The 22,915-nt window shown below is 68.5% G+C and carries 22 protein-coding genes; 9 read left to right on the top strand and 13 right to left on the bottom strand.

What is annotated here, in order from left to right:
• Nucleotides 1–124 precede the first annotated feature (124 nt).
• Entirely contained in the window at nt 125–1,774 is a 1,650-nt protein-coding gene (locus Q8K84_RS00710) for an MDR family MFS transporter (RefSeq protein ID WP_305279591.1), read from the top strand.
• Between the two features lie 7 nt (nt 1,775–1,781).
• On the opposite strand, the gene Q8K84_RS00705 is transcribed toward Q8K84_RS00710, so the two are convergent.
• Nucleotides 1,782–2,549, bottom strand: coding sequence for a Crp/Fnr family transcriptional regulator (locus Q8K84_RS00705; RefSeq protein ID WP_305279589.1), 768 nt, complete (start codon nt 2,547–2,549; stop codon nt 1,782–1,784).
• Nucleotides 2,550–2,669: 120 nt separating this feature from the next.
• The gene (locus Q8K84_RS00700; protein ID WP_305279587.1) at nt 2,670–4,832 is read right to left on the bottom strand and encodes a primosomal protein N'; all 2,163 of its coding nucleotides are present in this window, start codon (nt 4,830–4,832) and stop codon (nt 2,670–2,672) included.
• 93 nt (nt 4,833–4,925) lie between these two features.
• Here Q8K84_RS00700 and fsa point away from each other — a divergent pair, with 93 nt between their 5' ends.
• The 4 genes from fsa to Q8K84_RS00680 are packed head-to-tail and all read left to right on the top strand — an operon-like array spanning nt 4,926 to nt 7,735.
• Nucleotides 4,926–5,579 (top strand): fructose-6-phosphate aldolase, encoded by a 654-nt coding sequence (gene fsa, locus Q8K84_RS00695; RefSeq protein WP_305279585.1) that lies wholly within the window; start codon nt 4,926–4,928, stop codon nt 5,577–5,579.
• A gap of 31 nt (nt 5,580–5,610) precedes the next feature.
• A complete protein-coding gene (locus tag Q8K84_RS00690) occupies nt 5,611–6,297 on the top strand; it encodes a DUF484 family protein (RefSeq protein WP_305279582.1) in 687 nt (228 codons plus the stop codon).
• Nucleotides 6,294–7,238: a tyrosine recombinase XerC gene (locus tag Q8K84_RS00685; RefSeq protein ID WP_305279579.1), complete on the top strand. Its 945-nt coding sequence runs from the start codon at nt 6,294–6,296 to the stop codon at nt 7,236–7,238. Before Q8K84_RS00690 ends, Q8K84_RS00685 begins: the two co-directional genes overlap by 4 nt.
• A 23-nt stretch (nt 7,239–7,261) precedes the next feature.
• On the top strand, nt 7,262–7,735 hold the full coding sequence (locus tag Q8K84_RS00680) for a GNAT family N-acetyltransferase (RefSeq protein WP_305279575.1): 474 nt from the start codon (nt 7,262–7,264) through the stop codon (nt 7,733–7,735).
• Between the two features lie 34 nt (nt 7,736–7,769).
• Here Q8K84_RS00680 and lpdA read toward each other — a convergent pair whose 3' ends face one another.
• From lpdA to Q8K84_RS00650, 6 genes are all read right to left on the bottom strand, one after another.
• Nucleotides 7,770–9,170, bottom strand: coding sequence for a dihydrolipoyl dehydrogenase (gene lpdA, locus Q8K84_RS00675; RefSeq protein WP_305279573.1), 1,401 nt, complete (start codon nt 9,168–9,170; stop codon nt 7,770–7,772).
• 69 nt (nt 9,171–9,239) lie between these two features.
• Complete coding sequence (gene odhB, locus Q8K84_RS00670; RefSeq protein WP_305279570.1) at nt 9,240–10,463, bottom strand: 2-oxoglutarate dehydrogenase complex dihydrolipoyllysine-residue succinyltransferase; 1,224 nt, start codon at nt 10,461–10,463, stop codon at nt 9,240–9,242.
• Between the two features lie 44 nt (nt 10,464–10,507).
• A complete protein-coding gene (locus Q8K84_RS00665; RefSeq protein WP_305279568.1) occupies nt 10,508–13,459 on the bottom strand; it encodes a 2-oxoglutarate dehydrogenase E1 component in 2,952 nt (983 codons plus the stop codon).
• A 75-nt stretch (nt 13,460–13,534) separates the two neighbouring features.
• Nucleotides 13,535–14,413, bottom strand: a complete 879-nt coding sequence (gene sucD / locus Q8K84_RS00660) for a succinate--CoA ligase subunit alpha (RefSeq protein ID WP_305279565.1) — start codon at nt 14,411–14,413, stop codon at nt 13,535–13,537.
• Entirely contained in the window at nt 14,413–15,612 is a 1,200-nt protein-coding gene (sucC, locus tag Q8K84_RS00655; protein ID WP_305279563.1) for an ADP-forming succinate--CoA ligase subunit beta, read from the bottom strand. The genes sucD and sucC overlap by 1 nt, the downstream gene beginning before the upstream one ends.
• A gap of 127 nt (nt 15,613–15,739) precedes the next feature.
• Nucleotides 15,740–16,306 (bottom strand): DUF2306 domain-containing protein, encoded by a 567-nt coding sequence (locus Q8K84_RS00650; RefSeq protein WP_305279560.1) that lies wholly within the window; start codon nt 16,304–16,306, stop codon nt 15,740–15,742.
• A gap of 87 nt (nt 16,307–16,393) precedes the next feature.
• Between Q8K84_RS00650 and Q8K84_RS00645 the strand changes: the two genes are divergently transcribed.
• Nucleotides 16,394–17,233, top strand: coding sequence for a LytTR family DNA-binding domain-containing protein (locus Q8K84_RS00645; RefSeq protein ID WP_305279557.1), 840 nt, complete (start codon nt 16,394–16,396; stop codon nt 17,231–17,233).
• On the opposite strand, the gene Q8K84_RS00640 is transcribed toward Q8K84_RS00645, so the two are convergent.
• Entirely contained in the window at nt 17,230–17,793 is a 564-nt protein-coding gene (locus Q8K84_RS00640) for a GNAT family N-acetyltransferase (protein ID WP_305279554.1), read from the bottom strand. The two genes, Q8K84_RS00645 and Q8K84_RS00640, sit on opposite strands and share 4 nt — an antisense overlap.
• Before the next feature lie 81 nt (nt 17,794–17,874).
• Here Q8K84_RS00640 and Q8K84_RS00635 point away from each other — a divergent pair, with 81 nt between their 5' ends.
• Nucleotides 17,875–18,618, top strand: coding sequence for a lysozyme inhibitor LprI family protein (locus Q8K84_RS00635; RefSeq protein WP_305279551.1), 744 nt, complete (start codon nt 17,875–17,877; stop codon nt 18,616–18,618).
• A 91-nt stretch (nt 18,619–18,709) separates the two neighbouring features.
• Here the strand turns inward: Q8K84_RS00635 and Q8K84_RS00630 are convergent, their stop codons facing one another.
• Nucleotides 18,710–19,699, bottom strand: a complete 990-nt coding sequence (locus Q8K84_RS00630; RefSeq protein WP_305279548.1) for a malate dehydrogenase — start codon at nt 19,697–19,699, stop codon at nt 18,710–18,712.
• A 110-nt stretch (nt 19,700–19,809) separates the two neighbouring features.
• Between Q8K84_RS00630 and Q8K84_RS00625 the strand changes: the two genes are divergently transcribed.
• Entirely contained in the window at nt 19,810–20,232 is a 423-nt protein-coding gene (locus tag Q8K84_RS00625) for an HIT domain-containing protein (RefSeq protein ID WP_305280018.1), read from the top strand.
• On the opposite strand, the gene Q8K84_RS00620 is transcribed toward Q8K84_RS00625, so the two are convergent.
• Nucleotides 20,229–20,987: a hypothetical protein gene (locus Q8K84_RS00620; protein WP_305279545.1), complete on the bottom strand. Its 759-nt coding sequence runs from the start codon at nt 20,985–20,987 to the stop codon at nt 20,229–20,231. The genes Q8K84_RS00625 and Q8K84_RS00620 overlap by 4 nt on opposite strands.
• A 33-nt stretch (nt 20,988–21,020) precedes the next feature.
• On the bottom strand, nt 21,021–21,905 hold the full coding sequence (locus tag Q8K84_RS00615) for a CoA ester lyase (RefSeq protein WP_305279542.1): 885 nt from the start codon (nt 21,903–21,905) through the stop codon (nt 21,021–21,023).
• 52 nt (nt 21,906–21,957) lie between these two features.
• On the opposite strand from Q8K84_RS00615, the gene Q8K84_RS00610 reads away from it, so the two are divergent.
• On the top strand, nt 21,958–22,338 hold the full coding sequence (locus Q8K84_RS00610) for a DUF2237 family protein (RefSeq protein WP_305279540.1): 381 nt from the start codon (nt 21,958–21,960) through the stop codon (nt 22,336–22,338).
• Between the two features lie 23 nt (nt 22,339–22,361).
• Here the strand turns inward: Q8K84_RS00610 and thpR are convergent, their stop codons facing one another.
• Complete coding sequence (thpR, locus tag Q8K84_RS00605; RefSeq protein ID WP_305279537.1) at nt 22,362–22,898, bottom strand: RNA 2',3'-cyclic phosphodiesterase; 537 nt, start codon at nt 22,896–22,898, stop codon at nt 22,362–22,364.
• Nucleotides 22,899–22,915 lie beyond the last annotated feature (17 nt).

Raw genomic sequence — 22,915 nt, 5'->3', positions numbered from 1 at the left:
CCCGGACGTCACATCGGCGCGCCGGGGCGGGCTCAGACCTTTGAAAAATAGGGCCTCGCCGCGCCAGCGCTGCGCAGGGCCAGATAATTTGGCGGCGCTCGAACGTCGCTTTGGAAACGCCGCGTTGCAAGAGCCCCAAGTCTTTAACGAGGCCGATCGTCGCCTCACGCTGATTTCCGTCCTGATCGTCTTCCTGCTCAGCGCCATGAGCCAGACCGTGGTCGCCACGGCCATGCCGCGGATCGTCTCGGACCTGTCGGGCCTCCATCTCTACGCCTGGGCGACCACGGCCTATCTGCTGGCCTCGACCGTCATGGTCCCCATCTGGGGCAAGCTTGGCGACATCTTCGGCCGCAAGCCGATCCTGCTGTGGGGCATCGGGGTCTTCCTCGCCGGCTCCTGGCTGTCTGGCCTGGCCGGAGAGTTCGGCGACCTGCCCGTGATCGGCGGCGGCATGACCCAGCTGATCACCGCCCGGGCCGTGCAGGGCGTGGGCGGAGGGGCGCTGTTCACTATCGCCTTCGCCATCATCGCCGACCTCTACGCCCCCCGGGAGCGGGCCAAGTTCTCCGGCCTGTTCGGCTCGGTGTTCGGGGTGGCCAGCATCTTTGGCCCGGTGATCGGCGGCTTCTTCACAGACCATGGGACGGTCGAGCTGGCCGGCCATGTGATCGAGGGCTGGCGCTGGGTCTTCTATGTGAACGTGCCCTTCGCCCTGGCGGCGGTGGCCATGATTGTCCTGAAGATGCCGGCCCTGCCCCCCCGGGGCGAGGGGCGCATCGACTATGCCGGCGCCGCCCTCATCGTGGTCGGTTTCACCACCCTGCTGCTGGCCATCACCTGGGGCGGCCGGGACTATGGCTGGGCCTCGCCCATGATCCTTGGCCTGTTGGCCGCAAGCCTGGCGTCCCTCACCGCCTTCGTCTTCGTTCAGCGGGCGGTGCGCGATCCCATCCTGCCCCTGGAGCTGTTCAAGAACCGGACCTTCAACACCGCCAACGGGGCGGCCTTCATCTATTCCATGGCCTTCATGGGGGTGACCTCCTTCCTGCCCCTGTACATGCAGGTGGGACAGGGCGTGCCAGCCACCCGCAGCGGCCTGACCATGCTGGCCCTGATGGTCGGGCTGGTGGCCTCCTCGACCATCAACGGCCAGCTGGTCACCCGGACCGGGGTCTACAAGCCGTTCATGATCGGCGGCGGGGCCGTGCTGATCGCCGGGGTCTTCTCCCTCTGCTTCATCGGGCCCGACACTGGCACTCTCGACCTGGCCTGGCGGCTGTTGATCGTCGGCATCGGCCTTGGCCCGGGCCAGAGCCTGTTTGGCCTCGCCGTGCAGAACGCCGTGCCGCCCCATCAGCTGGGCGTGGCCACCAGTTCGGGACAGTTCGTCCGGCAGATCGGATCGACCATGGGCGTGGCCCTGTTCGGCGCAATCCTCACCTGGGGCCTGACCAGCGAGCTCAGCCGGCTGTCGGCGGCCAATCCTGCGGCCCAGATGGAGACACTGGAGCTGTCAGACCTGCAGCGCATGGCCATGGAGCGAGACGCCGATCCCGGCCTGGCCGAAGCCAGGGCCGCCGATCCGGTCACCCGCGCCACCGACCAGATCATCCGCCAGAGTTTCTCCACCGCCGTGGTCTACGGGATCATCTTCAGCCTGGCGGTCCTGCTGTTCGGCTTCCTGCTGATGCTCAAGATTCCCGGGGTGCGTCTGCAGGACCGCGTTCCGCCGCCCGCGCCGACGCCCGCGCCGGCCGAGGTCAAATCCTGATCTGAGGTCAGTCCTCCACGACCTCGGGGAGCAACAGGGCGTAGTGGTCTTCGACGGCCTGGTAGCACTCGCAGCAGGCCTCCTCGAGCCCGGCGCGGTCGATGACCTCCACATGCCCGTGGTGCTGCCGGATCAGGCCCCGGTGCTCCAGAATCTTGGCGACGCCGGACACGGTGGTGCGCTGGACGCCCAGCATTTCGGCCAGGCTCTGTTGTGTCAGTCGGATGATATTGGTTTCCGAGCGGTCATGGGTCGACAGGAGCCAGCGACAGGCCCGCTGCTCCACCGGATGCAGGGCGTTGCACACCACAGACTGCATCACCTGGGCCAGCAGGGCGTCGGCATAGCGCGAGAACAGGTCGGAAATTTCCGGACGCCGGCGCTTTGCGGCCTCCAGCTGTTCGGTGGCGATGACCAGCACCGGCCCCGCGATCTGGACCACCGCCCGGCCATAGGCCGGCTTATGCCCGGAGCTGACGATGCCGCCGGCCGCCCCCTCGCGGCCGATGCTCGCGGCCTCGACCTCGCGACCGTCCCGGGTGACCAGTTGCAGCGAGATAATCGCCGAGCGGGTCGGGAAATGAGTCAGGTCGACATCATCCCCCGGTTCGAACAGAACCCGCCCCCGCTCCAGATTCACCGGGCGTATATGGGGCGCAACATCCTGCAGGACCGTCCCGGGCAGGGCGGCCAGCAGGCGGTTGCCCCGCAGGGCGGACAGATCCGAACGCCCGGAATAGGGACGCGGATCGGAGGATGGCTGACCCATGGACATGGGAGTGAAACGCCTCAGACGGCATGGGGTGGCAGGGAAGCTTCGCAGAAGCCCCTACAGGCTCGCGTCCGCTGCGTCCGTCGGGCGCCCGACTATTGGCCGGTCCGCCGGCGCCGCCATCTACAGGAAGCTGTAGGGATCCACGTCAATCACCACCCGGACCGAGCCCGGCGGCCTCACCCGCGCGCGCCAGGCGGCCAGATAGGCGGAAAGATCGACGGTGCGGTCGGCCCGCACCAGGAACCGCTTGCGCCGCCGGCCGCGGACCAGGGAGAGGGGGGCGTCGGCCGGGCCATAGACCTCCAGCCCCTCGGCGTTGGGCGCGGCCGCGGCCATGTCCCGGACAAAGACCTCCAGGGCCTGGGGGTTCTCGCTGGAGACGATCACCGCGCCCAGGCGGCCAAAGGGCGGCAGACCCGCCAGCTCCCGCTCGGCCATCTCGGCGGCGACGAAGGCGTCCCTGTCCTGGGCGGCCAAGGCCTGCATCACCGCATGGTCCGGCGCATAGGTCTGCACCAGGGCCCGGCCTGGACGGTCATGGCGGCCCGCACGCCCCGTGGCCTGGGCCAGCAGCTGATAGGTCCGCTCCGCCGCCCGCAGATCGCCGCCTTTCAGCCCCAGATCGGCGTCCACCACGCCGACCAGGGTCAGGTTGGGGAAGTTGTGACCCTTGGCCGCGGCCTGGGTGGCCACCAGGATGTCGATCTCACCGGCCGCCATGGACTCCACCAGCCGCCTGGCGGCCTGGGCGTCGAACACGGTGTCGGAGGAGAAGACCGCCACTCGGGCCTCTGGGAACAGGGCGCGAGCCTCTTCCTCCACCCGCTCCACGCCTGGCCCCACAGAGACCAGGCTGTCGACCGCCCCGCAATTGGGGCAGGCCTTGGGCTTGGCCATGGAGAAGCCGGTGAGGTGGCAGACCAGGCGGCCGGTATAGCGATGCTCCACCAGCCAGGAGTCGGTGTCGGGCGCCGTCAGCCGCTCGCCGCAGGCTCGGCACAGCACCAGGGGCGCATAACCCCGGCGGTTGAGGAAGAGGAGGGCCTGCTCCCCCCGGGCCAGGGTTTCGCCCACGGCCTCGACCAGCGGGGCCGACAGCCAGCGACCGGTCTCCAGCGGCGTCTCCCGCAGGTCGATCAGGTCGATCTGGGGCAGGACGGCGACCCCGTGCCGGTCGGTCAGTCGCAGCCAGCGATAGCGGCCGGTCTCGGCGTTGCGAAGGGTTTCCAGGGATGGCGTGGCTGAGGCCAGGACCACGGCGGCGCCTTCCATCTTGCCCCGCACCACGGCCAGGTCCCGGGCCTGATAGATGAAGCCCTCCTCCTGCTTGAACGAGGTGTCGTGCTCCTCGTCGACGACGATCAGCTTCAGGTTCGTGAAGGGCAGGAACAGGGCCGAGCGGGCGCCCACGACGATCGGGCAGACGCCGGTGGCCACCGCCTCCCAGACCCGACGCCTGGCTGGCGGGGCGACGCCGGAATGCCATTCGGCCGGCATGGTCCCGAACCGTTCGGTGAAGCGGGACAGCACGGCCTGGGTGAGCGCGATCTCCGGCAGCAGCACCAGGACCTGGGCAGTCTGATCGGCGGCGAGGACGGCGGCCACAGCCTCCAGATAGACCTCCGTCTTGCCCGAGCCCGTCACCCCGTCGAGCAGGGCGACATTGAAACCGCCCTCGCCGGTCATGGCGATGAGCACCTGGGCCGCCGCCGCCTGGCTGGGATTGAGCGGCGCCCGGGGCCGCGACAGGTCTGGCGCCGGGAAGGCCACGGGGGCTGGGATCAGGCGCACGGCCAGGACCCCCTCGTCGATCAGCCCCTTGACCACACCGGCCGAGACCTCGGCATGACGGGCCAGATCGGCCGGGGTTCCCACAAAGCCCTCCAGGGCCACCATCACCTTATCCCGGGCCGGAGTCAGCCGGGCGGGCGCAGCCCCAGTGGCGACCACCTGCTTGACGGGTCGGGCCTTGGCCGCCCGGGCGCCGCGCAGGGCGATGGCGAGCGGTTGGCCAGGCGCGTCTACGGCGTAGCGGGCCGCCCACTGGACAAACTCCAGGGTGCCCGGCGGCAGGGGCGGATCGTCGAGGCGAGCCTCAAGGGGCTTCAGGGGACGGTTGCCGCCGACAGCATCCCGCAGGCCGGTCACCACCCCGCGCAGGGTGCGGGGGCCCAGCGGCGCGGCCACCTGGTCGCCGACCTCCAGACCCATGCCCTCAGGCTCAGCGTAATCGAAGGCCTCCGGCAGGGGCATGGGCAGCAGGACCGAGGCGATGCGGCTCATGACCGGACGTCCGCGGCTGTCATCAAGGCAGGGTGGCGAGGACCGGGCGCAGCAGCTAAACACCGCCATTCACTGCGCAGGGAGGCCCAGGCCATGCAGATCTTTCTCGACACCACCGACACGGCCGTCCTGAAGGACCTCGCCTCCACAGGCCTGGTGGACGGCGTCACCACCAATCCGTCGCTGATCGCCAAGTCGGGCCGTCCCATGCTGGAGGTCATCGCTGAGATTTGCGACCTCGTCGAGGGGCCCGTCAGCGCCGAGGTCGCCGCCACCGAGGTCGAGGCCATGCTGGCCGAGGGCCGCAAGCTGGCCGGCGTGGCCCCCAATGTGGTGGTCAAGGTTCCCCTGACCCGGGCCGGCCTGACCGCGACGGGGGTGTTCACCCGCGAAGGCATCCAGACCAACGTCACCCTGTGCTTCTCCGCCGCCCAGGCCCTGATGGCCGCCAAGGCTGGCGCGACCTACATCTCGCCGTTCATCGGCCGTCTGGACGATCACGGCGCCGATGGGATGGACCTGATCGCCGAGATCCGCGCCATCTACGACAACTACGATTTCGACACCGAAATTCTCGCCGCCTCGATCCGCACCACCGCCCATGTGACCGCCTCGGCCCTGATGGGCGCCGACTGCGCGACCATTCCGCCGGCGGTCTTCCTCGACCTGTTCAAGCACCCGTTAACCGAGAAGGGTCTTGATCAGTTCATGAGCGACTGGGCCAAGACCGGCCAGTCGATCCTTTAGGAATCGCCCAGGCGGCGATAGGGCGGGTTGCATGGACGGCGCGAACATGGACGGCGCGATGAGCGCCCACGAGGCGCAGGCCACAGTCCGAGCCTTCCTGCTGGAGAATCCGGGCGTTCTGCTGGACGACCCGGAACTGCTCCGCCTGCTGGGCCTGCAGGCTCTACCGGAGAATGTGGTGGCCTTCGGGCCGGCCGCCCTGGCGCGGGTTCACGCCGCCCACCGCAAGGAGTCGGCCGTCCGTCGTCAGCTGGAATCCACCGCCCGGGCCAATTTCGCCGCCCAGGCCCAGACTCACGGGGCGGTGATCGACCTGCTGGAGGCCCGCAACCACGCCGATCTGGCCCGCCGGGTCGATGAACTGGCGCAGCTGCGGTTTGGTCTCGGGTGCGGCGTTGTGGCCCTGGAGGGGCCAGAGCGCACGCCGGCTGGCTGGCGGCCCCTGGTTGAAGGTCAGGTGGACATGGTCCTGGGCGGCCACCAGAAACTGACCCGGATGGGGTTCTGGGCGCCGGCGCTTGGCCTGTTCGGTGAGCGGAGCGAGGGGGTCAAGTCCATGGCCCTGGTGCGCCTGGCCATGTGGGAGCCGGCGCGGGAAGGTCTGGTCGCCTTCGGCTCCGACGACCCCAACGGTTTCACCGAGGACATGGGCGCCGAACTCGTCGCCTTTCTGGCTCGGGTGATCGAGCGCACGGCGGAGCGTTGGCCGGTCCTGTGACCCCCCCGCCCGCCCTGAGCCTTGCGGCGCCGGCCGACCAGGCGGTTCAGGCCTGGCTCGTCTATCTGACCCAGGAGCGCCGGGCCTCGCCGCGGACCGTGGAGTCCTACGGGGCGGCCGGGCGCCGCTACGTGGCGTTTCTGCAGCAGCATCGGGGGGGCGGCCTCGTGGTCGCCGACCTGGGCGGGGTGGAAACCGCCGAACTTCGCGCCTGGCTGGCCTATCTCCGCCAGGGCGATCACCCCCTGTCGCCACGCTCCCTGTCCCAGGCCCTGTCGGCCGTACGGGGCCTGCACCGATATCTGGACCGCCGCCTGGGCGTGGCCAACGCCGCGGTGACTCTGGTCCGGGGTCCCCGGATCAAGCCCGGGGCGCCGCGCCCGGTCACCGAGGACCAGGCCCGCGGGATGATCGCCGAACCGGGGCTCGACCCTGATCGCGAGAAGTGGGAGGCCAGCCGGGACGCCGCCGTCCTGACCCTGCTCTATGGTTGTGGCTTGCGGATCTCAGAGGCCCTGTCCCTGAAGCGGTCGGACGCGCCGCTACGGGAGGCCCTGCGGATCACCGGCAAGGGCGGCAAGACCCGACTTGTGCCGGTGCTGCCGGCGGTGGCCGAGGCGATCGCCGCCTATCTCGCCGACCTGCCCTATGTCCTGGCGCCCGATGCGCCCCTGTTCCGGGCCAAGCGCGGGGGCCCGCTCAGCCCCCGGCACGTCCAGGCGACCGTTCAGATCCTCCGGGGGCGGCTTGGCCTGCCCGACAGCGCCACCCCACACGCCCTGCGGCACTCCTTCGCCACCCATCTGCTGGGGGCGGGCGCGGACTTGCGTTCAATCCAGGACCTGCTAGGCCACGCCTCGCTGTCCACCACCCAGCGCTATACCGAAGTGGACGCCGAGCGCCTGCTCGCCGCCTATGCCAAGGCCCATCCCCACGCATGACCTGTCCTGTCCGACTTCGCCCCGTGATTCCTGGCGACCTGCCGATCTTTTTCGAGCAGCAGCGGGATCTCGCCGCCAACCGCATGGCCGCCTTCGGCGCCGCCGATCCCGAGGACCGCGGCGCCTTCATGGCCCACTGGGACAGGCTGTTGAAAACGCCGGGCGTCACCGCCCGAACCGTTGAGGTGGCCGGCGACGTCGCCGGTCACATCCTCAACCACACCACCGCCGGTTCGCCGTCGGTCTCCTACTGGATCGGAAAACCCTGGTGGGGCCAGGGCGTGGCGACCCGCGCCCTGCTAGCCTTCGTGGACAGGATCGCCACGCGACCCGTCGAGGCCCGGGTGGCCAAGGACAACATCGCCTCGCTCAAGGTCCTGCAGCACGCCGGCTTCGTCATCCGCGGGCAGACCACGGCCTTCGCCCCCGGCCGCGGCGAAGAGGTCGAGGAATATGTGATGGTGCTGGAACCTGAACCGCTCGCCCAGGCGGGCTGAGCGGTCCGGCGGCCGCCCTCTTCCAAGCCGCCCTTTAGGACTGCATCGTCCAGCCCTCGACGCCCATGGCGGCCTGACGGCCGGCTTCCGAGCGGGTCGGGTGGGGATGGCTGGTGCGGGCGATGTCCTCGCTGGCGGCCTTGAAGGTCATGGCCACGCAATATTCGCCGATCATCTCGCCCGCCTGGGGCCCGACGATATGGACGCCCAGGATCTCATCGGTCTTGGCGTCGGCCAGGATCTTGGCGAAGCCGTCGGTCTCGTGGTTGATCTTGGCGCGGCTGTTGGCGGTGAAGGGGAACTTGCCGACCTTATAGGCGACGCCCGCCTCCTTCAGCTGCTCTTCGGTCTTGCCGACCCAGGCCACTTCCGGCGCCGTATAGACGACGCTGGGGACCAGATTGTAGTCCACATGCCCCGCCTTGCCGGCGATCAGCTCGATACAGGCCACGGCGTCTTCCTCGGCCTTATGGGCCAGCATGGGGCCGTGGATCGCGTCGCCAATGGCCCAGACGCCAGGCGCCGAGGTCTTGAAATGGTCGGTCTCGATGACGCCGCGCTTGTCCGGCGTGACGCCGACGGACTCCAGGCCCAGGCCTTCGGTGAAGGGACGCCGGCCGATGGCCACCAGGACGTAGTCGGCCTCCAGAGTCTCGGCCTCGCCGCCGGCCACCGGCTCGACGGTCAGCTTGACGCCGGATTTTGAGGTCTCAGCGGCGGTCACCTTGGCGCCCAGCTTGAAGACGATGCCCTGCTTGGTCAGGGACCGCTGGAAGGTCTTGGCCGTCTCGGTGTCCATGCCGGGCGTAATGCGGTCGAGGAACTCCACCACCGTGACCTCGGCGCCCAGGCGGCGCCAGACCGAGCCCAGCTCCAGGCCGATAATGCCGGCGCCCACCACGATCAGCTTCTTGGGGACTTCGGCCAGCGACAGGGCGCCGGTGGAATCGACGATCCGCTTCTGGTCGATGGTCACGCCCGGCAGCGGAGTCGGTTCGGAGCCCGTGGCGATGACGATGTTCTTGGCTTCAAGGGTCTGGACCGAGCCATCGGCGGCGGTGACTTCGACCTTGCCGGGGCCGGCGATCTTGCCCGCGCCCTTTATCCAGTCGGCCTTGTTCTTCTTGAACAGGAATTCGATGCCCTTGGTCAGCTGGGTCACCGACTCGGCCTTCTGGGCCATCATCTGCGACAGGTTCAGCTTGGGCTTCACCTCGATGCCGAGGGTGGCGAATTCCTTGCCCATGGCCGCGTCATACATTTCAGAGGCGTGCAGCAGGGCCTTGGACGGCATGCAGCCGACGTTCAGGCAGGTGCCCCCCAGGGTCTCGCGCTTCTCGACGCAGGCGACCTTCAGCCCCAGCTGGCCGGCGCGGATGGCCGCATTGTATCCGCCGGGGCCGCCCCCGATGATGACGACGTCGTATTGGGACATGGGACTAGGATCCGTAGGTCAGAGGGTCTTAAAGCCGAAAAGGGCGCGGTCCCCCGCGCCCCTGGCTGTCTAGAGGTCCAGCAGCAGGCGCTGGGGATCTTCGATGGCGTCCTTGACCTTGACCAGGAAGGTCACCGCGCCTTGGCCGTCCACCACGCGGTGGTCGTAAGAGAGGGCCAGGTACATCATCGGGCGGATCACCACCTGCCCCTTCACGACCATCGGCCGCTCCTGGATCTTGTGCATGCCGAGGATGCCCGACTGGGGCGCGTTCAGGATCGGGGTCGACATCAGCGAGCCATAGACCCCGCCGTTGGAGATGGTGAAGGTGCCGCCCTGCAGATCATCCAGGGCCAGCTGGCCGTCGCGGGCCTTCTTGCCCATCGCGCCGATGGCCTTTTCGACCCCGGCCAGGCTCATATCGTCGGCGTCCCGGATGACCGGGACCACGAGCCCCTTCTCGGTGCCGACCGCCACGCCGATGTCGTAGTGGTTCTTGTAGATGATGTCCTGGCCGTCGATCTCGGCGTTGACGTCGGGCACCTGCTTCAGGGCCGCGATACAGGCCTTCACAAAGAAGCTCATGAAGCCCAGGCGCACCCCGTGGCGCTTCTCGAACACGTCCTTGTATTCGGTGCGCAGGGCCATGACCGCGCTCATGTCCACCTCGTTGAAGGTGGTCAGCATGGCGGCGTTGTTCTGCGCCTCCTTCAGGCGGCGCGCGATGGTCTGGCGCAGGCGGGTCATGCGGACCCGCTCTTCGCGTTCATGCAGGGCGCGCGGGGCGGCGGGGGCCGCAGCGGCCGCCGGGGCGTTGGCCCGGGTCTCCAGGGCGGCGATGGCGTCACCCTTGGTCACCCGACCGTCCTTGCCCGAACCGCCGACCTTGGCGAGGTCGAGATTGTTCTCGGTGGCGATCCGTTGAGCCGAGGGGGCCGCGGGCTTGGTGGTCATGACCTCCGGCTGCGACGGAGCCGGGGCCTTCGCCGCCTCGGCCTTGGGTTCGGGCTTGGTTTCAGCCTTGGGCGCCTCGGCCTTGGCCGGGGCCGCGGCCGCGCCGCCCTCGGACATCTTGCCCAGGATCGCGCCTGGTTCGACCGTATCGCCTTCGGCGGCCAGGATTTCGCTCAGCACGCCGTCGGCCGGCGCGGCGACTTCCAGGCTGACCTTGTCGGTTTCCAGCTCGACCAGGATCTCATCCTTACGGACGGCATCGCCCGCCTTCTTGGTCCAGCGCGCCACCGTCGCCTCGGTGACGGACTCGCCCAGGGCGGGGGTCATGATGTCGGCCATAGTTGTAGATTCCTGTTCTTATTGAGTTCTTTGACGGACGAGGCCTAGGCGAAGGCTTCGCTGAGGAAGGTTTCCAGTTCGGCCAGGTGGCGGCTCATCAGGCCCGCCGCCGTGGAGGCCGAGGCCGGACGGCCCACGTAGCGGGCCCGGCGGGACTGGACGTCCAGGCGCTCGAGGGTCAGCTCCAGCCACGGATCGACGAAGGTCCAGCCGCCCATATTCTTCGGTTCTTCCTGGCACCAGACCAGCTCGGCGTCCTTGAACCGCTTGAGTTCGTTGGACAGGGACTTCACCGGCCAGGGGTAGAACTGCTCCAGGCGCAGGATGTAGACGTCATCGACGCCCTTGGCCTCGCGGGCCTCCAGCAGGTCGTAATAGACCTTGCCCGAGCACAGGAGCACCCGGCGGATCTTGTCGTCGGGAACTAGGCTGACCGTCGTGTTCTCGCCCCGCTCGGCGTCGTCCAGCAGCACGCGGTGGAAGGACGAGCCTTCGGACAGATCGGTCAGGCGCGAGACGGCCTTCTTGTGACGCAGCAGGCTCTTTGGCGTCATGATGATCAGCGGCTTTCGGAACTCCCGAAGCAGCTGGCGGCGCAGAATATGGAAATAGTTGGCCGGGGTGGTGCAGTTGGCCACCTGCATATTGTCCTCGGCGCAGGACTGCAGGAACCGCTCGAGCCGGGCCGATGAGTGCTCGGGGCCCTGGCCCTCATAGCCGTGAGGCAGCAGCATCACGAGGCCGCTCATGCGCAGCCATTTGCGTTCGCCCGACGAGATGAACTGGTCGATGACCACCTGGGCGCCGTTGGTGAAGTCGCCGAACTGAGCCTCCCAAAGGGTCAGGGTCCGGGGCTCGGCCAGGGAGAAGCCGTATTCAAAACCGAGCACCGCCTCTTCCGACAGGGCCGAATCCAGCACCTCGAAATGCGCCTGGGTCGGCGAGAGGTTGCGCAGCGGGAAATAGGTTTCCTCGGTCTTCTGGTCGATCAGGGCCGAGTGGCGCTGGGTGAAGGTTCCCCGCGCGCTGTCCTGGCCCGACAGACGGACCGGATAGCCCTCATCCAACAGCGCGGCGAAGGCGAGGTGTTCTGCGGTCGCCCAGTCCAGGCCCTCACCGCCCTCAATGGCGTCGCGGCGGGTCTGCAGAACCCGGGCGACGGTCTTGTGGACGCTGATGCGCTCAGGGGCGGCGGTGATCTTGCGGCCGAGGTCCAGCAGCTTCTGCAGGGGCACGGCGGTGTCGCCGCGACGATCCTCGGTGGTGGGCAGGGTCAGGCCTGACCACTTGCCGTCCAGCCAGTCGGCCTTGTTGGCCTTATAGTCCTTGCCGGCGTCAAATTCCTTGTCGAGGAAGTCGGCGAACTCGGCGATCCAGCCGTCCACCTCCTCGGTCGTGACAACCTTCTCGTCGATCAGGCGCTTGGTGTAGATTTCGCGGGTCGACGGGTGGCCCTTGATCTTGGCGTACATCAAAGGCTGGGTCATCGTCGGGTCGTCACCCTCGTTGTGACCAAACCGGCGATAGCAGAACATGTCGATGACCACGTCCTTGCCAAACTGCTGGCGGAACTCGGTGGCCACCTTGGCGGCGAACACCACGGCCTCGGGATCGTCCCCGTTCACGTGGAAGATCGGCGCCTCGACCATCAGGGCGACGTCGGAGGGATAAGGCGAGGACCGGCTGTTCTTCGGGCTGGTGGTGAAGCCGATCTGGTTATTGACGATGAAGTGGATCGAACCACCGACCCCATAGCCCTTGAGGCCAGACAGGGCGAAGCATTCGGCCACCACCCCTTGGCCGGCGAAGGCCGCGTCCCCGTGCAACAGCAGGGGCAGGACGTGACCACGCCCGGCTTCGGGGTTGTCCCGCAGGGCGAAGGCCTGCTTGGCCCGCGCCTTACCAATCACTACCGGATTGACGATTTCCAGATGGCTGGGATTGGCCGTCAGGGACAGGTGGACAGAGTTGCCGTCGAACTCGCGGTCCGACGATGCGCCCAGGTGATACTTCACATCACCAGAGCCCTCGATGTCGGTGGGCAGGGACGAGCCGCCCTGAAATTCGTGGAAGATCACCTGGTAGGGCTTGCCCATCACCGCGGCCAGGACGTTCAGGCGACCCCGGTGGGGCATGCCCAGCACGATGTCGCGGACGCCCAGGGCCCCGCCGCGCTTGATGATCTGTTCGAGCGCCGGGACCATGGCCTCGCCGCCGTCCAGGCCAAAGCGCTTGGTGCCGGGGAAGCGGCGGTGCAGGAAGCGTTCGAAGCCCTCGGCCTCGATCAGCTTCTTGAGAATGGCGACCTTGCCCTTCTCGGTGAACTCGATTTCCTTGTCGCGACCCTCGATCCGCTCCTGCATCCAGGCCTTCTGGTGCGGGTCGGAGATGTGCATGTACTGCACGCCCAGGTCGCCGCAGTAGGTGCGCCGCAGGATGTCGAGAATCTCCCGGACCGTGGAGGTCTCCAGGCCCAGGACATAGTCCAGGAAGATCGGTCGGTCGTAGTCGGCCTCAGTGAAGCCGTAGGAGGCCGGGTCCAGCTCGCTGGCGTCGCCGGGGACGATGGCGATGCCCAGGGGGTCGAGATTGGCCCGCAGATGTCCGCGCATCCGGTAGGCCCGGATCATCATGATGGCGCGCAGGGAATCCAGGGTGGCGGCGCGGACGGCGTCCGTGGAGGCGGCGGGCGTCCGCTCGGCGACCTTCTTTTCCAGCTTGGCTTCGACGGCCGGCCAGAGGCCGTCCAGGGCCGAGAGCCAGTCCGGACGCGCAGGCGCTGCGTCAGGCCGGACCCAGCCGGGCTTGACGGCGGCGGCCTTGATCTCTTCGGCCCGCTCGTGGAGCGAGGCGAAGAAGGCCCGCCAGGAGGGCTCCACCGAGCCCGGGTTCTCCGCCCACCGGGCGTAGAGATCCTCCACGAAGGCCAGGTTGCCGCCATAGAGGAACGAGGTCTCGGCGAGCACCTCGTTGATCAGACCTGCGTCGTCCGCCATGCTTCCGCTTCCAGACGGCCCGCGAAGCTTCTTGGTGAGAGGAGCCGACGGCGGACCGCCATACGCTTGATTGTGTCAGGCGCCCTTGAGCACCTGGAGCAGGGTTTCGCCGAGTTTCGCCGGAGAAGGCGAGACGCGGATGCCCGCATCTTCCATCGCCGCGATCTTGTCCTCGGCGCCGCCCTTGCCGCCCGAAATGATTGCGCCCGCGTGACCCATCCGCCGCCCAGGGGGGGCGGTGCGTCCCGCGATGAATCCGACCATAGGCTTCTTCTTTGGTGAATTCTTGATGAATTCAGCCGCCGCTTCCTCGGCTGCGCCGCCGATCTCGCCGATCATGATGATCGACTCGGTCTCGTCGTCGTCGAGGAACATCTGAAGCACATCGATGAACTCGGTGCCCTTGACCGGGTCGCCGCCGATGCCGACGGCCGTGGTCTGGCCCAAGCCCACCTGAGTGGTCTGAAACACAGCCTCGTAGGTAAGCGTGCCGGAGCGGGAGACAACACCCACCGAGCCGCGCTTGAAGATATTTCCCGGCATGATGCCGATCTTGCACTCATCGGGCGTCAGCACGCCCGGGCAGTTGGGGCCGATCAGGCGGGACTTGGAGCCCGACAGGGCGCGCTTGACCTTGACCATGTCGGCCACCGGGATGCCCTCGGTGATGCAGATGATCAGGGGGATCTCGGCCTGGATGGCTTCCAGGATCGAGTCCGCGGCGAACGGCGGCGGGACATAGATCACGCTGGCCTCGGCGCCGGTCTCGCGGACCGCCTCGCCGACGGTGTCGAACACCGGCAGGCCGATATGGGTCGTCCCGCCCTTACCGGGCGTCACGCCGCCGACCATCTTGGTGCCGTAGGCGATGGCCTGTTCAGAGTGGAAGGTGCCCTGGCTGCCGGTGATGCCCTGGCAGATGACACGGGTGTCTTTTCCGATGAGGATGGACATTAAGCGGCTCCCCGAACGGCCTTGACGATCTTTTCAGCGCCGTCCGACAGATCATCGGCGGACACGACGTTCAGTCCGCTCTCGGCGATGATCTTCTTGCCGAGCTCGACATTGGTGCCTTCCAGGCGAACCACCAGGGGCACCTGCAGGCCGACTTCCTTCACCGCCTCGACCACGCCCTCGGCGATGATGTCGCAGCGCATGATGCCGCCGAAGATATTGACCAGGATCCCCTTCACGCTGGGATCGGCGGTGATGATCTTGAAGGCCGCGATGACCTTCTCCTTGGTCGCGCCGCCGCCCACGTCGAGGAAGTTGGCCGGCTCGGCGCCGTAGAGCTTGATGATGTCCATGGTCGCCATGGCCAGGCCCGCGCCATTGACCATGCAGCCGATCTCGCCATCCAGGGCGATGTAGGAGAGGTCGTACTTGGACGCCTCGATTTCCTTGTCGTCCTCTTCGCTGGTGTCGCGCAGGGCCACGATGTCGGCGTGGCGGTAGAGCGCATTGCCGTCGAAGCTGACCTTGGCGTCCAGCACCCGCAGGTGATCGTCAGCGGTGACGATCAGCGGGTTGATCTCCAGCATCTCCATGTCCTTGGCGAGGAACGCCGCATAGAGCTGGCCGAGCAGGGTGGCGGCTTCCTTGGCCAGACCGCCGGTCAGGCCCAGCGACTTGGCCAGGTTCCGCCCATGATGCGGGAAAACGCCGGTGGCCGGGTCGATGGAGAAGCTGATGATCTTTTCAGGGGTCGAAGCGGCGACCTCTTCGATGTCCATGCCGCCTTCGGTGGAGGCGACCACCGAAACGCGGCTGGTGTCACGGTCGACCAGCAGGGAGAGGTATAGCTCCCGGGCGATGGCCGCGCCTTCCTCAATATAGAGGCGATTGACCTGCTTGCCCTTGGGGCCGGTCTGGTGCGTCACCAGCACCCGGCCGAGCATCTCCTCAGCGCTGGACTTCACATCGGCGGCGGACTTGACGACCCGAACCCCGCCCTTGGCGTCAGGACCGAGGCCTTCGAAGCGGCCCTTACCGCGTCCGCCGGCGTGAATCTGGGATTTCACGACCCAGACCGGGCCTCCCAGCTTCTCGGCGGCCTGGGCGGCCTCTTCGACGGTATGGGCGGCGAAGCCGCGCGGAACCGCCACGCCGAACTCTGCGAGGACGGCTTTGGCTTGATGCTCGTGGATGTTCATGAGGCTGCGATTTGTCGCTGAAATCGTCTCGCCCGGACCGGCGAGTTCTCGGGCTTATAGGCGCCGCCTCACAGCGTGGCAACCCGCTAACCCGACGTCACACCCCAACCAAAGTGACATGGTCGCCTCAGCCAAAGAATAGGTTCCACATGGTCCGGCCGGGAATGAAGGCGAAGGCCAGATTGATGGCGAAGGCGCCATAGAAGAGGCCCATCATCGCCCGGCGATGGCGAGCTACGTCGCGGCGCTTCGCCCAGATCACCGCCAAGGGCAGAATGATCAGGGTCCAGCCGGTGAAAAGGTGGATCAGCGACCACCGTCCGGGACTCAGGCTGGTGATGAACAGGGTTGAGACCGCCGTCGTCATGACCAGCGCCACCCACATCCAGCCGGCGATGCGGTGGAAGGTCCGGCCCTTGCGCGCGGTCATCAGCACGGCGCCCAGGACGAGCGCCGCGAGCGCGGTATAGAGGTGGATCTTGATCACCGGCGACAGGCCCGCCAAGAGGGCGAAATCGGGGGCGTGGGGGCGCGCCGCGGCCAGTTCCCTCCAGATCGCGGGCCAAATTCCCCACATGGCGCCGGCCAGGACGACGAGCACCACCACCATGCTCAGGGCGAAGCCGCGGCCAAAGGTCCAGGTCAAAGGCGGGCGGTTCCGATGGGGGACGCTGTCTTGCGGGGCGAGCGACATGGGTTATCTCCTGGGTCTGCGGCCAGGCCGCGATCTGAGCGGAGACAAGGCTTGAGGACGGACAGGCGACCAGCGTGGTTTCGTGGAATGACGCCAGGCCGTCGTGAATCGCCGCCCCCCGCCGGCGGCGAAGCGTCGAGCGCGCGTCGTCCCTTCGCTTGGGGGCCCTATGAGGATCACACCGGCTGGCTCCGGGGGTTCGCCATCGCCTTGGCGGTCGGGGTGTTCCTGGCCCTGTCGGGGGCCTTCGTCGATGAGGACGCTCCCATAGGGCTGCGGTTGGCCTATTGGCTGCCGATGATGGGGATCGGCGCCCTGTGGGGCGGTTTCGTCGCCCGCGCCCTCTTCCCTGACCATGGTGACGAAGACGGCCCGCCGGCCGGGCTGTGGCTCAGCTGCCTGTGGGCCGCCCTGGCCATGGCCGCGCCCTTCACCGGCCTGGTCTGGGTCGCGACCTGGCTGGCCTTTGGTCACCAGATCCCCCTGAGGGGCCTGCCCTACCTGTTTGGCAGCGTCTTCATCCTGTCACTGGCCATGACGGTGCTGAACACCCTGGTGGAAAGCCGCAGGCAGGCGATGCGGCGGCTGAGCGCGGCCGAGGCCCCGCCACGGCCGGTGCGGTTCCTCGAGCGGCTGCCCCCGCGCCTGCGGGGGGCCGACCTCTACGCCATCGAGGCCGAGGACCACTATCTGCGCCTGCACACTTCCCGGGGCCAGGATCTGATTCTGATGCGCCTGAGCGATGCGGTCGAGGAGCTGGACGGGCTGGAGGGCGCCCAGGTGCATCGCTCATGGTGGGTGGCCAGGCGCGCGGTCGAGGACGCCCGTCGCGGCGATGGCCGGGCGGTCCTGACCTTGAAGAGCGGGGTCGAGGCGCCCGTCAGCCGCACCTATTCCCGCCAGCTGCGGGCGGCCGGCTGGTACTAGAGCCGCCGGGCGCGCCAGGCCTCGCGGCTCTGGCCCCAGACATCGACCTGCACATCCATGGGGAGCGGCAGACGGGCCTGGCGCAGGACCTGCGATCCCAGCCGACGGGCGACCGCCTGGGAGTTCACATTGACCGGCTCAATCGTGTGGACCACCTCGTCCCAGCCCAGATGGTCAAAGGCGAAATCCATGGCCGCCGTCGCCCCTTCGGTGGCGTAGCCCCGCCCCCAGCAATCGCGAATGACGCCCCAGCCCACCTCCGTCCCCGGCCAGCCGAACGGGCGCCAGGGGCCCAGCCGGCCGATCCAGCGGCCGCTCTCCTTCTCGATCACCGAGAACATGGAAAAGCCCTCAAGGGACCAGGAGCCGGCGATCATCATCATCGAGCGCCAGACCTGGGCCGGCCCCATCGGCCCGCCGATATGGCGGGCCGCCTCCTCGTCGGCGGAAAAGGCGCACCAGGGCTCGAAGTCCGCCATCACGGGCGGGCGCAGGATCAGGCGCGCGGTCTCGAGCGTTGGCCCAAAGGCCTGGCCCGTCGGCGTTGTCGGCAAGCTCATCATCCACCCCCTCGCTTCGTTCAGCCGCAATTCAGGCGTATGCGGCCAGCCTTGTCGATACAGGACCGATAGATCATCAGCGTGGCCCGCATGAACCTCGACGCTCCAGAGCCCGACGCCTCAGAGACCACCCGAGCCACGCCCCCCGCGTCAGAGGCCGGAGACCTGCGGCTGGAGCCGATTGGCCCGCGGCGCGACCGGCCCAGACGGACGGGACTGTGGATCGCCGGGGCCGCCGCCCTGGCGTTGGCCTGCGTCCTGGCCGTGGGCCTCGCCCTGCCCGGCGACCCGCCCGACATGGCCCCTCCGGGCGCCGAGACCCTGGACATCCAGGTCGCCGAGCGCCCCGCCGCGACCGCCCCGCCATCGATGTCAGGCGCGCCGCTGGATGTGCTGCCGCAGGACATGGCGGAGGCCGCGCCTCATAATCCGCCGCCGGAGCCGGCGCCTCAGCCTGACCTCGCCCAGGCGCCTGAGGCGCCGCCCTTCGCCGCCGCGGATCTCCGCCAGCCTGCCAGCTTGGCCTTTTCCCCCAGTTTCGACTGCCGCCGGGCCCGCACCCCGGCTGAGCGGGTGGTCTGCGCCGATCCGGTCCTGGCCCAGGCCGACCAGCAGCTGGCGGCGGCCTATGAGCAGGCCCTGGCCGCGGGCATTCCCGACTGGCGGCTGGAGCGGCAGCAGCGCCGTTGGTTGAGGGCCCGGGAGGACGCCGCCCGGGAGGCGCCGGCCGCAGTGGCCGAGGTCTATGCCGCCCGCATCGCCGAACTCGAGGACCAGGCCGCCCTCGCGCCGCCGGAAGAACCGATCTGGCCGCCGTCCTGGTGAGATCAGGAAGCTAAGCGCCCAACAGAAAGGGCGGCGCCGGTCGCCCGGGCCGCCCTCACGTTCAGATCTGTCCTCAGGCTTAAGCCGTCGATCAGCCGAGCATGTCTTTCACGGTGTCGCGCTCGCCGACCAGCTCGTCATTGGTGATGGCGATCTTGGACTTGGCGAACTCGTCCATCTCGTAGGTGGTGACCACCTCATAGGCGCCCGGCGCCGTGGTCTTCACCGGCATGCCGGCCCAGATCCCTTCGGCGAAGCCGTAGCGGCCCTCGCTGTTGATCGCCACGGAGTGAATCTTGCCGGGCGTGACCAGGTCGCGGACATGATCGATCAGGGCGTTGGCCGCCGAGGCCGCCGAGCTCTGGCCGCGGGCCTCGATGATGGCCGCGCCGCGCTTGCCCACGGTGGGCAGGTAGTCGTTCTTCAGCCAGGCTTCGTCGCCGATGACGTCAGCCGCGGCCTTGCCGCCGATCTTGGCGTGGGTGAAGTCGGCGAACATGGTCGGGCTGTGGTTGCCGTAGATGTAGAGTTCGGAGACCTCGTTGATCGAGACGCCGGCCTTCTTGGCCAGCTGGGCGCGGCCGCGGTTCTCGTCCAGGCGCACCATGGCGGTGAAGCGGTCCGGCGACAGGCGCTTGGCCTGGCTGGCGGCGATCATGACGTTGGTGTTGCAGGGGTTGCCCACCACCGCGACGCGGGCGTCATCGGCGGCGACCGCATCGATGGCCTGGCCCTGGGCGATGAAGATCTTGCCGTTGTCCTTCAAGAGGTCGGCGCGCTCCATGCCGGGACCGCGGGGCTTGGAGCCCACCAGCAGGCTCCAGTTGGCGTCCTTGAAGGCCACCTTGGGATCGTCAGTCAGCACCATGTCGGCCAGCAGCGGGAAGGCGCAGTCGTCCAGCTCCATGGCCACGCCCTTCAGGGCCTTCTGGGCGCCTTCGGTGGGGATCTCCAGCATCTGCAGGATGACCGGCTGGTCCTTGCCGAGCATTTCGCCCGAGGCGATGCGGAAGAGCAGGGCGTAGCCGATATTGCCGGCCGCGCCGGTGACCGCGACGCGGATCGGGGTCTTGCTGGTCATGGGATATCTCCTGGCTTTGGCCGACTTGTTGGCGGTCCCTAACCCAAGCAGCGCCCCGGCGGCAAGGCTGCTGGCTTGTGGCCCGGGCGCTGTGGCTCCAGTCTGGGGCGATGTTCGCCCTGGACCCCGCCTTCGCAGCCAGCTCCCACCGGCTCCTTGAGCTCCCCCTGTGTGAGGCGAGGCTGCAGGATGACTCCCGCTATCCCTGGATCGTGCTGATCCCCAAAGTGTCGGCGGCCCGGGAGCTGGAGGATCTGTCCCCAGCCGATCTCCCCCGGCTGATGGCCGAAATCCTGGCGGCCGGCCGGGCGGTGCGCGCCATGGGCCAGGCTGTGGGCCGGCCGATCGACAAGCTGAATACCGGCGCCCTCGGCAATGTCACGCCCCAGCTGCATGTTCATGTGGTGGGCCGCAGGCGAGACGATCCGGCCTGGCCCGGCCCCGTCTGGGGACACAGCGCGGCCCTTGCCTACGAAGGCGCGGCCTTGACGCACGCCCTTGGTGTCGCCCGGCAAGCCCTGCAGGGCGCCTAGCGGCGGCGCATCATCACGCCGCGCGGGACGCCATCCTCGATCATCTCCCCCGACCACTGGCCTTCGGCGCCGGCCGAAAGGGTGATCACGCTGGGCGGCGCGCCTCGCCTGGGAGTGAAGCGCAGGGTCACCTGGCCGCCGCGCCGCTCAATATTGTCGAGGAAGCCGAAGCCATCCAGGGAGCCCGGCCGGCGGGCGTCGCGCCAGGCGCCCTCCAGGGGTCCCGAGCCCCGGTCGACAAACCGCAGGGCATAGAGGTCCTGTCCGGCCATGGTCATCAGGGCCCAACCCCCGTCGAGGGGGCCCTGTAGCCCCTGGGCCGAGTTGTAGGAGGCCCGAAGCCGATCCTCATAGCCGCGCTCCTCGGCGCTGAGCTGACCCGCCACGGCCTGACGCTCATCAAGGAAAACCGGCTGGGAGGCGATGGTCCGGTCCGGGCGCAGGGCGGGCGCCGGCGTCACCGCGGCGGCGGGCGGCGGCGGGCTCGCTTGAGGGCGCGGAGTCGGAACTGCAACCGGCGCGACCGGCGCCGGAGCCACCGGCGCCGGAACGGGAGCTGGCGCTGGCGCTGGAGCGGCCGGCGCAGGTCCGGGGGGCGGGGCGGTGACCAGCGGCCCGTCACCGCCTAGCAGGTCGCCGATGGGATCGGACGACTGCGCCAGGGCCGGGCTGGACGCCAGCAGCGCGGCGAGGGCCGCCATCAGGGGCCGCCGCAGGGGGAGCGGGCGACGGGGGGGCGGGGCGATCCATCCCATGGGGCGTGGCTCCTTCGTCTTCCGGGCGGCCAGTCAGGTCGCGGCGATGGCGTCGGCTACGGCGAGCAGACGACGGGCCTGATCCAGATGCAGCCGTTCGACCATGCGTCCCTCGACGCGAATGACGCCCCTAGCGGTGTTTTCCGGCGAATCAAAGGCCTCCACCACCCGCCTGGCCCAGGCCACGGCCTCGGGATCGGGCGAGAAGGCGCGATTGGCGGCCTCGATCTGGCTGGGATGGATCAGGGTCTTGCCGTCGAATCCGAAGGCCTCACCCTGGGCGCACTGGCGGGCCAGGCCCTGGGCGTCATCGAGGCCATTGAAGACGCCGTCCAGGATCACAAGTCCGTGCGCGCGGGCCGCGGCCACCATGAGCGAGAGGGCCGCCAGCAGGGGCGCGCGTTCGGCGTCATGTCTGCAGCCCATCTCCTTGGCCAGATCGTTTGTCCCGGCCACCAGGGTGGTCAGTCCATGCGCCTTCGCTGCGGCCCCCAGGGGGTCGAGGCGGAACAGGACCTGGCAAGTCTCGACCATGGCCCAGAGCGCAACCCCTTCGGGCCGGGCCTGGGCATAGGGCGCCAGATCGTCAGGGCCGTTGATCTTGGGAAGCAGGATGGCGTCGGGGCGGGCCTGAACCGCCGCGGCGAGGTCGGCCCCGCCCCATTCTGTCGCCAGGCTGTTGATGCGGATGACCACTTCCCGGTCGCCAAAACCCCCCGCCGCCACGGCGGCGCAGGCGGCCTGACGGGCCTCGGCCTTGGCCTCAGGGGCGACGGCGTCCTCCAGGTCGAGGATCACCACGTCACAGGCCAGGTCCCGGGCCTTGGCCAGCGCCCGGGGATTGGCGGCGGGCATATAGAGGGCGCTGCGCCGGGGACGCCCGGGCGGCGGGGGGGTGTCGGCGGAAGGCGGTCTCATGGATGCGGGACTCCCTTGGCGCAGGCCTCGTCTTAGCGTCTAGGATAGGACCATGACCATCCGATACGACGCCGAGGCCAAGAACGTTCTGGGGGAAGAGCTCGTCCGCTGCTCGATGGACCCCGTCACCGGCTTTTTCCGCAATGGCTGCTGCGAGACCGGCCCCCATGACCTGGGGCTGCACACGGTCTGCGCGGTGATGAGCGCCGAGTTCCTGGCCTTCTCCCGGTCCCGGGGCAATGACCTGTCGACGCCGGTTCCCGAGAGCGGGTTTCCGGGTCTCCGCCCCGGGGATCGCTGGTGCCTGTGCGCGCCCCGCTGGAAGGAAGCCCTGGACGCCGGTTGCGCCCCGAAACTGGTGCTGGAGGCGACCCATGAGGAAACCCTGGCCATCGTCACCCTGGGCGTCCTGAAAGACTACGCTGTCGCCTGACGACAGATTTGAGGCCTGAAACCTCAGATCAGGGGATAGTCCTTTTCCAGGCGATAGGCGGGCCCGCTGTCCCCCCGGTGGCTGGAATAGAGGCCGAAGCCGGCGACGGAGAACCCCGGAGATTTCAGAAGGTTGTGGGTCTGGATCCAGGCGGCGACGGCGGGCGGATCGGGCCGCGACAGATAGGCGAGCGTCACATGGGGCCGGTAGTTTCGGCGGTCCGGGGCAAGACCGGCCCGACGGGCGGCGGCCTCGCACCGTCCAGCCAGCTGGCGTAGCTCGGCGCTTTCCGACACCCCGGCCCAGATCGCATGAATGTCCCGGCCCTCGCCAAAGGCGCCAACCCCTTCCAGCTGGATCTGAAGGGGACGGCCGGTGATGCACCCCAGCTCGGCGTCAAGATCATCGGCCTGGTTCTCCGGGATTTCGCCGAAAAAGCGCAGGGTGATGTGCAGGGCCTCCAGAGGCCGCCAGCGTGCGCCTTCCAGGTCCCGCTGGCGGCCGCTCAGGGCCACGGCGACATCCTCGGGCACGGCCAGGGCGGCGAATAGACGAAGCATCCGGCGATGCTAGCCCA

The sequence above is a fragment of the Phenylobacterium sp. genome, from assembly GCF_030679875.1.
Lineage (GTDB): Bacteria > Pseudomonadota > Alphaproteobacteria > Caulobacterales > Caulobacteraceae > Phenylobacterium.
Note: the sequence above shows the minus strand (reverse complement) of the source record. Positions and strands in the feature narration are given on the sequence as shown.

Coding starts and splice junctions, on each gene's coding strand:
- Q8K84_RS00665 (WP_305279568.1), bottom strand. CDS start 13,459: ATGGCGGACGACGCAGGTCTGATCAACGAGGTGCTCGCCGAGACCTCG.
- Q8K84_RS00690 (WP_305279582.1), top strand. CDS start 5,611: ATGGACGGCGCGAACATGGACGGCGCGATGAGCGCCCACGAGGCGCAG.
- Q8K84_RS00700 (WP_305279587.1), bottom strand. CDS start 4,832: ATGAGCCGCATCGCCTCGGTCCTGCTGCCCATGCCCCTGCCGGAGGCC.
- Q8K84_RS00640 (WP_305279554.1), bottom strand. CDS start 17,793: ATGAGCTTGCCGACAACGCCGACGGGCCAGGCCTTTGGGCCAACGCTC.
- Q8K84_RS00705 (WP_305279589.1), bottom strand. CDS start 2,549: ATGTCCATGGGTCAGCCATCCTCCGATCCGCGTCCCTATTCCGGGCGT.
- sucC (WP_305279563.1), bottom strand. CDS start 15,612: ATGAACATCCACGAGCATCAAGCCAAAGCCGTCCTCGCAGAGTTCGGC.
- Q8K84_RS00615 (WP_305279542.1), bottom strand. CDS start 21,905: ATGAGACCGCCTTCCGCCGACACCCCCCCGCCGCCCGGGCGTCCCCGG.
- Q8K84_RS00625 (WP_305280018.1), top strand. CDS start 19,810: ATGTTCGCCCTGGACCCCGCCTTCGCAGCCAGCTCCCACCGGCTCCTT.
- fsa (WP_305279585.1), top strand. CDS start 4,926: ATGCAGATCTTTCTCGACACCACCGACACGGCCGTCCTGAAGGACCTC.
- Q8K84_RS00645 (WP_305279557.1), top strand. CDS start 16,394: ATGACGCCAGGCCGTCGTGAATCGCCGCCCCCCGCCGGCGGCGAAGCG.
- Q8K84_RS00610 (WP_305279540.1), top strand. CDS start 21,958: ATGACCATCCGATACGACGCCGAGGCCAAGAACGTTCTGGGGGAAGAG.
- Q8K84_RS00650 (WP_305279560.1), bottom strand. CDS start 16,306: ATGTCGCTCGCCCCGCAAGACAGCGTCCCCCATCGGAACCGCCCGCCT.
- sucD (WP_305279565.1), bottom strand. CDS start 14,413: ATGTCCATCCTCATCGGAAAAGACACCCGTGTCATCTGCCAGGGCATC.
- Q8K84_RS00630 (WP_305279548.1), bottom strand. CDS start 19,699: ATGACCAGCAAGACCCCGATCCGCGTCGCGGTCACCGGCGCGGCCGGC.
- lpdA (WP_305279573.1), bottom strand. CDS start 9,170: ATGTCCCAATACGACGTCGTCATCATCGGGGGCGGCCCCGGCGGATAC.
- Q8K84_RS00620 (WP_305279545.1), bottom strand. CDS start 20,987: ATGGGATGGATCGCCCCGCCCCCCCGTCGCCCGCTCCCCCTGCGGCGG.
- thpR (WP_305279537.1), bottom strand. CDS start 22,898: ATGCTTCGTCTATTCGCCGCCCTGGCCGTGCCCGAGGATGTCGCCGTG.
- odhB (WP_305279570.1), bottom strand. CDS start 10,463: ATGGCCGACATCATGACCCCCGCCCTGGGCGAGTCCGTCACCGAGGCG.